The sequence below is a fragment of the Methanosphaera sp. BMS genome (genome assembly GCF_003268005.1).
Lineage (GTDB): Archaea > Methanobacteriota > Methanobacteria > Methanobacteriales > Methanobacteriaceae > Methanosphaera.
On record NZ_CP014213.1, the window covers coordinates 1,892,278 to 1,906,444 of the forward strand.

The 14,167-nt window shown below is 32.5% G+C and carries 7 protein-coding genes and 1 pseudogene; 5 read left to right on the forward strand and 3 right to left on the reverse strand.

Features of this window, described 5'->3' with window-relative positions:
• Positions 1–47: 47 nt before the first annotated feature.
• Positions 48–4,025, forward strand: coding sequence for an Ig-like domain-containing protein (locus AW729_RS06860; protein WP_112124408.1), 3,978 nt, complete (start codon positions 48–50; stop codon positions 4,023–4,025).
• Between the two features lie 424 nt (positions 4,026–4,449).
• Here AW729_RS06860 and priS read toward each other — a convergent pair whose 3' ends face one another.
• From priS to AW729_RS11720, 3 genes and pseudogenes are all read right to left on the reverse strand, one after another.
• Entirely contained in the window at positions 4,450–5,421 is a 972-nt protein-coding gene (priS, locus tag AW729_RS06865; RefSeq protein WP_112124409.1) for a DNA primase catalytic subunit PriS, read from the reverse strand.
• 62 nt (positions 5,422–5,483) lie between these two features.
• Positions 5,484–6,863, reverse strand: coding sequence for a DNA primase (locus AW729_RS06870; protein ID WP_112124410.1), 1,380 nt, complete (start codon positions 6,861–6,863; stop codon positions 5,484–5,486).
• Positions 6,864–7,140: 277 nt separating this feature from the next.
• Positions 7,141–7,980, reverse strand: a pseudogene (locus tag AW729_RS11720) (transposase).
• Between the two features lie 828 nt (positions 7,981–8,808).
• Between AW729_RS11720 and metG the strand changes: the two are divergent.
• The 4 genes from metG to AW729_RS06905 all read left to right on the forward strand — a co-directional run bounded on the left by metG (position 8,809) and on the right by AW729_RS06905 (position 13,988).
• Positions 8,809–10,827 carry a methionine--tRNA ligase gene (gene metG, locus AW729_RS06890; RefSeq protein WP_112124414.1) on the forward strand — a complete coding sequence of 673 codons (2,019 nt, stop codon included), beginning with the start codon at positions 8,809–8,811 and terminating at the stop codon, positions 10,825–10,827.
• Between the two features lie 71 nt (positions 10,828–10,898).
• A complete protein-coding gene (locus tag AW729_RS06895; RefSeq protein ID WP_112124415.1) occupies positions 10,899–12,512 on the forward strand; it encodes a DUF530 domain-containing protein in 1,614 nt (537 codons plus the stop codon).
• Between the two features lie 18 nt (positions 12,513–12,530).
• Positions 12,531–13,025, forward strand: coding sequence for a helix-turn-helix domain-containing protein (locus tag AW729_RS06900; RefSeq protein ID WP_112124416.1), 495 nt, complete (start codon positions 12,531–12,533; stop codon positions 13,023–13,025).
• Between the two features lie 66 nt (positions 13,026–13,091).
• Positions 13,092–13,988, forward strand: a complete 897-nt coding sequence (locus AW729_RS06905) for a glycosyltransferase 4 family protein (protein ID WP_112125255.1) — start codon at positions 13,092–13,094, stop codon at positions 13,986–13,988.
• Positions 13,989–14,167: the final 179 nt, after the last annotated feature.

The following is a 14,167-nucleotide window of genomic DNA, read 5'->3' on the forward strand; positions in this document are numbered from 1 at the left end:
TCTTTTTTATTTTTTGTTTAATTATTTCTTTAACTTCCATAAATGCTATGGAAGAAAACAACATTATTGAAAAATCAAGCGATACACAAATAAATGTTGAAAAAGATACACAAATAATAACAACTAATAAAGAAGTCAAAAATTCCCCAAAAACTATAGTTCTAAACAGTGGTAATTTTAAAGAATATGTAACTGACAATAAATTTAATGATAATGTATCTAATGGAGATACTATTGATATTGATGGTAAACTAGATAGTTATAAGTTCAATTTAACTATTGATAAAGCTGTGAACTTAATTTCTTCAAAAAATAATTCATATATTAATTTATATTCATCTTCCAATCCTGGAGAACATAATGGTGCTTTGAAAATTATTAAAGAAGGTTCAGGAACTAACATTACAGGATTATATTTTTATAATACACATATTAGACTTGAAAATACTACTAATGTACAAATAGATAATATTACATTTATTAATGAAAATCAAAGTATCGGTTATGGAGTTGGTGCTGTTTCTGTCCGCGATGGATCAGAAAATATCACTATAACTAATAGTTATTTTAAAACTTCATTTAATGGTGGTCATAGTAATGTAGTGTTTGCGGTTGCATATAATTGTCTCTTCGAAAATAACACTATTGAAGGATATGGTAATTCTATTGGAAATTTATTATACTTAACAACATATAATGTTGATGAAACTATTACTCCATATACTAACATTAATATCACAATTCGAAATAATAATATAAGAACTATCAATACATCTAAAGATACAGCTATATGTGTAGGGATGGTATTAGAAGGTAGAGGACACGTTATTGAAAACAACATTATTAATCGTACAGGTACAGCAGTAATGTCACAATACAGTGATCCTGATTACGGAACAGTTACTGAAGTTGATGAAATAACATTTATTAATAATACCATTTATGGAGGTACATCTAGCCTAGGATTCCCTGGTATTGTAGCAAACAATTCTTTTGATTCACTTGTAGGATTATCAAAAGTGGAATGTTCAAATAATATTTTTACAAATGTTCGTATTGACCATGATGTAAACTTCCATGACAATATCGCCAATATACTACAAATTGTAGGTAATAATAGTACTATCGACAATAATACAGTCTTCACAGATAAAGAATACGCAATCACTATAACAGGAGAAAACAATACAATATCAAATAATTCAATTGGAAGTTTAAATGGAAAAGGAGTTAATGCTATAAATAATTCCACAATTTATACAAATATAAATAATGATAAACCAGCAATCTTTGTTTTAACAAGCGAAAATAAAGATACATATCTTGATCAGGTTTTAAATCCTAGAGGTATGTTGATAGGATACTCTTTTAAAGATAATTTATTTAATGAGAATGATATGATAATATTTAATGTTACCCTTTCTGATATAAAAAATAATAAAATTTCAGATATAAATAATTATTATGATAATCTTACATTAACTTTATTAAATTCTTCTAATTTAGCATTTAATGTAACAAGTTTAAGAGTTATAAATTGTATATATGTAGGTAATACTAAGAATATTGAAACATACAATTCAATTGTTAATGGTGGAAATGTAACCTATTATGAAAATTCATATATTACTCATGAAAATATTGGTATTAAACCTAACCAACTTATATTAGCTGGTAAAAATATACAAACATTAATAAATGAACAGATTACTGAAGAAACAGAAGTAATAATGATTTCACATAATCAAATTCTCAATGTTACAATACCTGTAAACATCACTGGAATCTACAAAAGATTGGAATCTTTAGGTGTATCTACTTTTGCTAGAAATGTATCATTTAATGAAGGTTCAGAATATACAAATGTAACAAATTGTTCATTTGTAGACAATGGTAGAATTCATCCAAGTGTTAACATTAACACAAATGATATTACTTTTAAAGATTGTTTATTTAATGCAACAGTAAAAATTAATGCAAGTAATATTAACATCATAAACTGTACTTTTTACCAAGAATTAACAATAAACGATACAAGTTCAATCAACATCATAAACTGTACATTCAATACTCAAAACACACCAATAACTATTTACAACTCTGCGAGAATAACCATAGAAAACAACACTATCAACACAACATCCCCCAATACAATAATCTTCGATGAAGACTCTGACAAAACCACAAATAGTGTAAAAAACAATCAATTAATCACAACATCCTACTTAGGTAATGATAATGTCATTGCCCCAACAAAAGTTAAAGTTGAAGATAACATACCATTATATCCTATCGAAATACAGGTAGAATATCCTGAGAAAATGTTTAAAGATGAGCTTGTAACAATAAATGTTTCAGTTAATAACCTAATTAATGATACACCAGTAAATAGTGGTTTTATAGAAGCATATTTTGATGGAATATATTTAACAAATAATACATTAACAAGTGGAATGACATCATTTAGCTTCTCATATACAGAAAACAACGAAACAATTCCATTAAGAATATGGTATTATGATGCAAACAATAAATATGAAGAAAACAACACAAAATTAAACATTAATTTCGTAAAAACAAATGTAACAATAGAAGTAGAAGATTTCACCGCAAAACTGAATGAATATGCCACGATAACAGCAACATTCAAAGATGAAAGAAACAACCCCCTACAAGAGGGCAATGCAACATTCACAATATCCAACCTCAAATACAAAACAGAAATAATAAACGGAATAGCCACAATAACAGAAAAAGTAACAGAAGAATGGTTAGACAAAAACACCTTCACAATAACAGTAACCGAAACAGATTATAACCTACAAACACAAACAAAATTCCCACTCAACACACAAAAGGGTGATGTGATAATAAACAAAACAGCATTAACAAACAATGAAACAATAACACTAAACTTAAGCATTAAAAATGTTCTGGATGAAAACATAAATGAAGGAACAATAACAATTACAGACGAAAACAACAACCCACTAAACCAAACAAATGTAGAAAATGGAATCGTGTCAATCAAGTTCCAACTACCAGAAAATTCAAATAGAAACATAAACATCAACTATGATAATGCAGAATACTACTCAACCACTACAAAAGAATTATACATACCTCAACAAACACAACTAACAATAACAGCAACTGAAAAAGTGCTTGTAAACAAAACAACACCAATAACAATCACATTAACGGATGAAAACAACCAACCAATAGCAAACCAAGAAATAACTGTGACAATAAACGACGAAAACCAAACAGTCAACACCAATGAAAATGGCGAATATAACTATATTTTCTCATCAAACCAAACCGGTGATACAACAATCACGGCAAAATACGATGAAACAGAACAATACTTTGAATCAGAAGATAGTATAACAATAAAAGTCATAGAAATAAAACTAATAATAGATCCTATAAATTCACAAGCAGAAGAAACAATCAACATAACCGCAAGAATCCTAGCAAACGATGAAACATACACATCCATCAATTCAGGAAAAGTAACATTCAAAGTCAACGGTAAAACACTAAAAGACACAAACGGCAAAGTAATCTACGCTAAAGTAGTAGGCGGAGTAGCAACAATAGAAAACTACATAGTACCAGCCGACTGGACTAAAAATGGCACAACAATAGAAGCAATATACACAGGATCCACACAATACGACAAACTAACAAGCGAAAAAACAGAGATAACAGTTACACCAAAAGAACTAACACTCACCACAGAAAATGTAACCACAACCTCTGGTAACACAACCACACTCACAGCAACATTCAACGACAACACAATAAACACAGGTAAAGTAATATTCAAAGTAAACGGTAAAACACTTAAAGACACAAACGGTAAAGTCATATATGCCAAAGTAGTTAACGGTCAGGTAACTGTAAATTACACCATACCTGAAAGCATGAAGGTAGGTAACTACACAATAACTGCAGTTTACACTTCACCTAACAGTGAAAAAGTAACTTCAGAGGCAACAATGACCGTTGTAAAAGCTTAATAATTAATAAATTACAAGTAAAACAATTAATTAAACCTTAAAAAAATAGGATGGAAGTTTTCATAACTATTCCATCACTTTTTACTCTTTTTGTGCAACAAGCAATTGTCTTTAATTTTGATCACAGCTTAGATTCTTTCTTTATTTGGATTTTTGTTAGTCTGACATCAATTTGAACGGATACAATTAACCTTGTTGAATGGGTTATTCACCCTTGAAACTGAGTTACTGGTAACAGCAGCAGGTTGCATGATAGGTAAAGCCTAATCTTACTCCCAACATCCATGAAGTGGTAGGCAAGAAAAAGACCAATATTGGCCCAGGTTAAATGAGGATAGAATGTGAGAGCAACCTTTCTAACTTATCAGACCTATTATTAATTAATTCGTCGACAACCATTGAATTACATTAACAGCATCAGCGTTTATTTTCTTTCATATACAAACTTTGGAACGGCATCGTCAAATGGATCGAATTTTTCAATATTCTTTATCAGCGTCGACTTCATGCTGACCTTGGAATGAAGTGTGGATGGAAGCCTTAATATACGCTTTAAGTCAATTGAAACCTTAGTATCAGTAATGTCCATATTAACCCTGCTTACCGCCTTGATAAGTTTATTATATCTTATTGGACCAATATTTGCCCTGAATAACCCCCATTGATTCTCATCCAACAAATGCCTATTCTTAATTGTATCATTAAGCAATTTCTTGTTTACATCATTCAACTGGTTATTTTTAGTTAAGTGATTGATGGTGTACTTTGACCATTTGGTGAAGTTTCTTGGATAGCCGTATGGTATGATGAAGTGCTGAAGATTCTTATAGTCCATTGGATTTAATAATTCGAACGTCTTGGCACCTACAACATATTGCACTACCTGTCCCCTGATTTCACTGGAGGAATCCATAACCTCCTCATCAAGTACCCTTACGTGATAGCCCCTACCTGAATAGACCAGGTTAATGTCCTTTAATCCCAAATCACCCTTCAGTACATCCCTTATCATGAGCACTATTTCTTTTGCCTGATTTAAGCATTTGTCACATACCTGTCCTTCCTCACAGTCACATGTACGTATCGGTATATCCTTCGCATCCACATCAAATACCAATTCCGATTTTTTCCATCCCTGCCTTTTTTCAGGTTTTTCATAAAAGGCTACCGATACGTATGCTGCAAATGGATTTTTAAGTTTCATGAAACGTTTTAGTCTAGCCCTATCAATGAATGTTTTATAACGATCATTTGGTCCCTGTCCGTAATGATCAAAACCAAATTCCCTGCTAGGCAAGGAATCCATTATAAATGAGGGTACATCATCAATGTTCCATTCTTCCTTATAGAATAGTTTACGTTCATAGTTTGATGCAGGTTTTAACTCAATTTCCATAATTATTCACATCACTTTACATAATTTAAGCATGTTCTCATAGTTTAATAGTTTGACTATAACTATTCATTAGACGTGCTTTCTTTATTATTATCCTCATTTACGACATTATTGTTTTCTCTTGCAAGCAATCTTCTCTTACGATTATAGTATGTTAACGGATTTCCTATTTTTTTACAGTCCTTATTTGGCACACATAAGTGGGACAGGTGAAGTTTTGTTTTTTCACAACTCATAGGCGTGTACCATTGAGTTTCACCCTCATGATCCAGTTTAAGTTCTGTATGCATACCGAATCCCAGTTTTGAATTGATATTTATCTTTTCTTGTGGCTGGTCACTAAACAGTGGAGGACTGCATGCATTTGCAGCCTCATATATCAATGGTATTACTTCATTGTGGGTAATGTCCAATGATGAATCCACCATGGATATCTTCATTCTCTCATCGATTGAAAATATTCCCGGACACAGTCTTGCATATGCTATAAATGGTGTTAAAAACAATACTATTGCATCATTACGTCCACCGCTTTTTATTCCCTTCATGCACTTTCTGACACATGGTGGAAATGCATCCATGTTAAATTCTGTAGGCTGCGTGTCATTCTTATAATTTCCACTACCTGAGCCTGATGAAAAACGCAATTCCTGGATTTTATCTTCAAGCAAACGAATATCCTCTGCCAAATTTACAAGTAACGGATTTGGTTCCACCATCTTCTTGGATTTTTCATAAACCGTTTTAATGTATTCCCTTGTTTTAATCATGATTAAACTTCTAAGCAGGATATTTTTTAGTTTAAATCCACATGTCACCTGATACATCATCTGTGGATCACGATACTCTATCAAATCACCAAATTCTTCTATAAAATCCTCATATTCCACTATTACCTTACCGTCAGATAGCAGTAAGTTATCCAGGTCAAGTTCGCCCAATTCCAGCACTTCCTTTATGTCTGTCCATTTGATGTTGTTTGTATCTATCAATTGATTTAGGGTTGTTCTTAAGAAATCCGTTTGATATTCGTATGATTCCCTTTGAATCCTGCCCAGTCTGATTGATATCAATTCTTTTTCTGATTCCAAAAATTGCTTTGCTTCATGACTATCCGGCCCATATCCTATGGCAATGGCCTGACATAACAGATAGAATGCCACGACATCGTATTCATATATGTCGGGATTGAAGAGATATTCATAATTTTTCTCATCATATTTATCGGTTTTCTTATATAAAAACCATTCAAAACGTTTATATGCTAATTTTTGTAGTGTGTCAGGTATTTGTGCATCTCTACTAACATATTGTGAGTGAGTATGGATTATAATGTTAAATAATTCCTCATTTCGATTATTTAATGAGTCCATATCACCCAATTGACGAACAATCTTTTGAGCATCATTACTGAATGGGTTAATAAAGGAAGTTTTTATCATAGTGATATATCTATTTAAGAAAATAGATAATACTTTACATTGAAAATGAAATTTTATTACAAAATTTGAAAAAGGAGTGTTTTCAAGGGAATTTAAAAAAAGTCTTTGTGCTTTTAATCAAAGCAATCTTTTTTTGTTCATAGATTATGATTTAGTTTTGATTTTAATTAATATTTAGTTCTGGAAAATTACATTTGGGTTAATAAGAATATTTAGTCAAAAAACTTTTTTTTGACATTTTTTTGTTTGTGTTGAATATAAATATAGGGTACTTGAATTAAGACCAATCAAATAATGTTTTTTGTTTGGTTTTTTGGTAATCTAAGAGTGTTTTTTGATTGGTTGTTTCAGGTACAGAAGAATTATTTCTTTTATCAGTTTCTTCGGTTTTCTTTTTTCTTCTGTGTTTTATAGGTGGTCTTCCTTCTATGTTTCCTTCTGATAATTGTTGCATTTTTGTTTTTGTCATGAATCCTTGTTGTATGCAGAGTGTTGTTAATAATATGCATAAATATATGCTTTTACTTACTGATTTTGTTGTATATTTATGGAATTTTCCCAATCCAAAGGCATCTTTGGCTACTTTAAAGAAATCTTCTATTAATCCTCTTATTGGTTTTAAATCTTCCCAATTTTCGATTTGTTTTATTAATATTGTTTTTAATGTTTTATATTCTTTTTTTGAGTTCTCATTATTATTTGAATTAAATACTTCGAGTGGATATGAAAGATTGTCTTTGATTTTTTGGATGGTGTTATCATATTTTGGGGCTATTATTGGAACTATTTTATAGCGGTTGATTCCTATTTTATAATTTTCTAATGAGTAATATCATCTATCAAGATATAATAATGTTCGTTTAGTAAATAATCTTCTTCTTTTTAATTCTTTTAATACTTTTTTGTATATTACAGTGTCGTGTGGTGCTCCAGAGTGTATGAGAATGGATACAGGTGATAAAGTATCTTTATCTAGTACTACTGTTACTTTAAATCCAATATAATGTAGTTTTGTCTTTGAAAATCCCCATTTAAGGTTTAATTTCTCTAATTCCTCTTTTGTAATGTATTTTTTTATGGTATTTATATCTACATCTACAGGTGTTGCATCAATCAAATAGTGGCTTATAACTTTTTTATTAGGTTTATAAATTCTTGAACATATGCTATTTGTTAAATTATTGAATATTTCCGGCCATATTTGCTAAAATATTCATAAAATTGTTGTTCATTAAAATTAGTGCTTATGTTAAAATGAGTTTTTAATTTTTCATTTCGATTGATTTCACGGATCATGTCGGAAATTGTATAATCAAAGTACATAGTCATTAGTATTATTTTTATACAATCTATCATCTTATTGATATTATGTACATCATTTCTTGCTAATGATTGTTTAACATATTTTTCATCGAAATGTTTAAGTATTTTGTCTAACAAACATATTTTTGGGTCTTTTTTATCTAAATTTATACTAGGTTTCATCTGATCACAATATAATATATGTAAATCATAGTATTTATAATTTAGGGTTAAAATTGACCCTATTTTTATAATTTAATAGTTAATTTTTTGTACCTAAAGTAATGACAACATATATATGTTGTAATTTATAAAAATAAGCTTAAAGAGTACTGTTTTAAAAATTATTTTTCAAGTACCCTATTTTGGATATCCCCTTTAAAATGATAAATAAAATTGATACATTGAAAAAAATAGAACTTTTTTCTAGTTAAAATAGTTGACGTGTTTGATTTTATCTTCCAAATGTTTTTAGCAATTTTGTGTTTTTAATTATATTCTATTGAAAAACTTATTTCAAGCAATAAAATAGATAAATGATAAATTACATATAAATATATTAATAATCTATGACGAGAATAAAATTAATATTTTTTTTATATTTGAATAATATTAATAAACAAAGTTTATGGGGGAGAAAATTATGGATAAGTTATTTATTTCATGTGCATTGCCTTATGCCAATGGGCCATGCCACTTGGGACACTTGCGTTCCACATATATTCCTGCAGACATTTATGCCAGATTTAATCGTATGAATAATGTGGACACTCTAATGGTTTGTGCTACCGATGAGCATGGAACGCCTATAGCAGTTAGGGCAGAACAGGAAAATAAAAGTCCGAAGGATATTACAGATGTTTATCATGAACTTATTGGAAATGATTTGAAGGCATGCAACATATCACTGGACAGCTTTAGAAGAACCACCGATAAAAGACATTATGAAATGGCACAGGAATTCTTCTTAACATTAAACGAAAAAGGATATATCTATCAACAGGAAATTGAACAGCTATACTGTGACAATTGTCAAAGAAGCCTACCTGACAGATATGTTGAAGGAATCTGTCCTTACTGTGACAGTGAAGCAAGAGGAGACCAATGCGAAGTATGCGGACACCACCTCGATCCGATACAACTGAAGGAACCTCACTGTCTAATCTGTGAAGGAACACCACATCCTCAAAAATCAAATCAGTACTACTTTAAACTTGAAGAATTTGAGGATGAACTTAAAGATTGGATAAACAACAACGAACATTTGCCTAAAAACGTTAAAAACTTCGCAGCCGAATGGGTAAATGAAGGACTTAAAAATTGGATTATGAGTCGTGACATGAAATGGGGTATTCCCATACCACTGGATGACGCAGAAGGAAAGGTACTATACGTATGGGGAGAAGCATTTATAGGATACCAATCATCCGCCAGCCAATGGGCAGATGAACATGATCTAAACTGGTTGGACTACTGGAATGACAAGACCGTTCATTTTATTGGTAAGGATATCATATATCACCATACAATATTCTGGCCAAGCATGCTTATGGGTAAAAATATGAAACTGCCATACAGCGTGATTGGTGGAGGATACCTCTCCCTTGAAGGACGTAAAATGTCCACAAGTAAAGGATGGGTCATATGGGTAAAGGATTTCCTTGACAAGTTTGACAGTGACTTATTACGTTATTATATGGTCATCAATGCCCCACTGGACAAGGATACGGACTTTTCATGGGATGACTTCCAGAGAAGAATCAACAATGAACTAACAGACAGTCTTGGTAACTTCGTTCATAGAACATTTACATTCACCCATAAGTTCTTTGACGGCAAAGTGCCGGAAAAAGGAAGCTTTGATGAGTTGGATGAGGAATTTTTATCAATGATAGAACAATTGCCGGATAAGGTAGCAGATGAGATTGATACGTTCAACTTCCGTGACGGACTACAGGAAATCATGACCACCTGTAAATTTGCAAACAAATACTTCAATGACAAAAAACCATGGAAGGCCGTGAAGGAGGATATTGAAAGTGCAAAAACATGTCTGTATCTGTCCAACCAACTGGTTCATACATTAGCTGTTGTACTAAATCCATACTTACCTGAAACCGCACAGAAAATACGCGGCATACTTAACATGCCTACTGAAGATGTTGAAGGATTTATGAAATTTGAAAACAGGACTCCACTGGTTTGTTGGGATGAGGCCAAGGAATTTCTAGATGAAGGTTATGAAATTAACAAGGCAAAACCATTATTTAAGAAGATAGAAGATGACGTTATTAATGAAGAAAAAGAAAAATTATACAATACATTAGATGAACAAGAGGATGATAATATGAGTAACACAATTAGTATAGATGAATTTGGAAAAGTTGAATTGATAGTAGGTCAAATTAAAGAAGCAGAAAAAATAGAAAAAGCAGACAAATTACTTAAGGTTCAAGTGGACTTAGGCGATGAAGTAAGACAAGTGGTTGCCGGTATTGCAAAAAGATACTCACCTGAAGAATTAATCGACAGAAAGGTTATTGTAGTGGCAAACCTGGAACCTGCCAAATTATTTGGTGTAGAATCAAATGGTATGCTTCTTGCTACAGACAGTATGGAATTGCTTACAACCGAAGGTAAAGTAGGTGAACATATCAGATAAGAAATTGCACAATTAAAATAATTATCATTATAAACTTAGATACCATACAAACAAATATAAGGTGAAGTTAAATGAGTGAAGTGCTAGTAAAGCATGCAGAGACGTTTCTTAAGGATATCCAGAAAAAGCCCGTCATAGCAGAGGGCATTGAGGACTTTGACAGTTACATAGAGATATACTCCTATCTTTATGATAACCTCACAAAGCTTCAAAACCTAAGAAACAAGATGGAGATAAGAGGTTTTACCTCACCATTTGCTGCCATTAAAAGGTTTAATAAGGGAGCCAATACCGGAAATGCACCCGAGATTATTCCTGATGATGTCCATGACCAGTCACGTCATGCTCAGTATTTTAGGATTAAGGCATCCAATAAGAAAAATATATTGGATCAAGTTAAATCTGCTATCGCTTCACATAAAATAGCAATCGGACACCTTGAAGAGTATGGTACATTCAAATGCAACGAATGCAAACAAAAATATACAAAAAACCATATCCAGGATTTGTTAACATACGACGATGACTACGATGTAACCGGATTCATGTGTGAATGCGGAAACAGTGACTTTACATTTGAGGAGACAGTCAGTGGTATCTGCCGACTGGAATTAATAAAATACCTGCCACTAGGTGGAGAATACCTTCTTAAAAGATCACAACTTACCCGGTATAGCCTGGAAGCATACCGTGACATTACAAAGATTATGAAACAGGAAAAAAGAGGTCGTGTAAAGAGTGTTACAGTCATTGCTAAGGTAAAAGATGAAAAAACAGGCAAATGGGTTAGTAAAAAGGCAAACATTGACTATGCAGATGAACACAACTATGAATTAGAACTTCGTAAAAGATACGGATCCAATGCCCGAATCGAATTATTGCAGTTTAATCATAAAAAGCCATCACTGATTAACGATAAATACGTTCAAAATGCCCTGGCCATAGCATACCTGCAATATACCGAAAATATAGTGAACAACCAGATTGATGACATCATACCCCTGCACATCCGGAATATGGACAAGGTAAACAAATACAACAGAATACTTGAACAGGCAAGAAGCGATGCCAGCAGACTGGCAAGGGAAGCTGATGAACGTATAGAACTGGAAGAGGAATTAAAGTACCTGAAACTTAAAAAGGAGAATTTGATTAATTCAAACCATGAATTGGACAGGGGACTTAAAGAGGATCTGGCACGAGAGGTAAAGATTAGAAAACATTATTATATTGATACTACAAAGACAATCATACTATGGGATTTGTTCAAGTATTACATGACAACATCCGAAAACAGACGAAACAATTACTCGGGACCATTTCCCAACCTCAGGCCAACTCTTGACTCCAATCAAATAAAAGTCTTCGACAGGGTATTTTCAAAGGACATCATCCAACTATTACATGACAACGATGAAAACATAGCCATCATTGAAAATATGAAAGAATGCATACAATACAAACAAGACCTGGAAAACAAACGTAAAAATCTACACTTAAAGTCCAATCAAGCAGCCTGTGGAGCGGTCGTCTTAAATAAAAAATCAAACATATCCCTGAATAAAGCTGCGGATTTATTATATGTTGATTATGAAGAGGCATCCAAAGAAAAAGTTGAATTAAACAGAATTGAAAAGCCTAGCACGAAAAAAGCTAAGAAATTCCTAGAATTAATTAACAAGTAATTATTGAAGGTGATAACCATGGCATCAACAGTACATGTAAACAAACCATTATCATCCAAATATATTTTAGAACTATTAGATGAAAATCCGGACTTGGAAGTAATAGAATGTCCTCAAAGTCTATATGAAAGAACATCAGACACCTATTTAGATGCTCTTCGTGAGTTAGACATTGAAATAAAAGTGCTTGAAAGCAGGGGTAGACCTAAAAAATACGACAGCAGCTTGGTCAAGAAGATTAATGAAATGATAAACTCAGGATTATATCCAAAGGCAATAGCTAAAAGGTTACATATAGACTTGAAAACTGTTTATTACCTTAAGGATAAGAAGTTAAAGCAAGGCCCTAAATCAAAGTACTCCGATGATACGAAACAGGAAATTGTAAAGTTAAAAAATAAGGGTATCAGTGTTAAGAAGATTTCATCAATGATGAACATACCAATAAGAACAATATATCATATACTTCAAAAGGAAAGAGAACTGATAAACAAACAAACAAAAGGAGTGTAGACATTGCTGAACAATTCCACCTACCTACTTGTCACTTCTGGTATATGTGGCCTGGTAGCATTTCTAATGACATTCGGAGTAATGCCTACCCTGATTAGAAGACTGAAAAATGCCGATATTGTAGGACGTGACATACACAAGTTTACCAAGCCAGAAGTTGCAGAGATGGGAGGTATTGGAATACTCTTCGGATTTGCCATAGCAATAATGCTGGGAGTATACCTTTATCCGCAATGGCAAAGCCAGCTGACAATAACCCTGATAGTCATATTGCTGGTGGGCATCATCGGAATGGTGGACGACCTTATAATGCTATCCTCCAAGGAAAAGCTGGTCCTATTATGGATAGCGGGTCTGCCTATAATGTGGGTAACACCACCCAACGTTAGCATAATCTATATGTTAAGCATTCCAATAGCAGTTACTGTTGCATCCAACCTTACCAATATGCTGGCGGGTCTGAACGGTATAGAAACAGGACTGGGCGTAATAGCCTTGACATCACTTACCCTAAGCTGTATAATAATGAACAAATATGACGTGGCCATAATATCATTTTCCATGCTTGGAGCTTTAATAGCATTTCTATTCTATAACAAGTATCCTGCAAACGTATTTCCGGGTGATGTTGGAACCCTTATTATCGGTGCAAGCATAGCGATTATAGCATTTATAGGTAGGGTAAAGATTATCGCATTTATCGTACTTCTTCCCAACATTATAGATGGAATACTAAAGTTCAGAAGTGCAGGTGTAATGGAACGACAAAAACATAAGCCTACACAGGTAAAGGAGGACGGATTGCTTGTAGTACCGCAGGGTGGATTCAACTCACTCATCAGATCCATACTGAAAAAGCCTATGAAGGAAAGCCAGGTAGTTCATATCATATGGCTAATCGGTATCATATTTGGACTTATAGGAATAATAATAGCATACACGGCAAGTAATGCTATTATATAACATAATATTGGAATTGTATTGTCCAATATTACCTTCACCACCCCTCACACAATTTACTTTATAATACATACTTATTTTAGAGATAATTATATACTGTTAGTTAACCTTTATTCAAATCAAGGTATGAACTGATTTTAGAAAGTTATCCCCAAATCATTAATGAAAATATACGACTTATT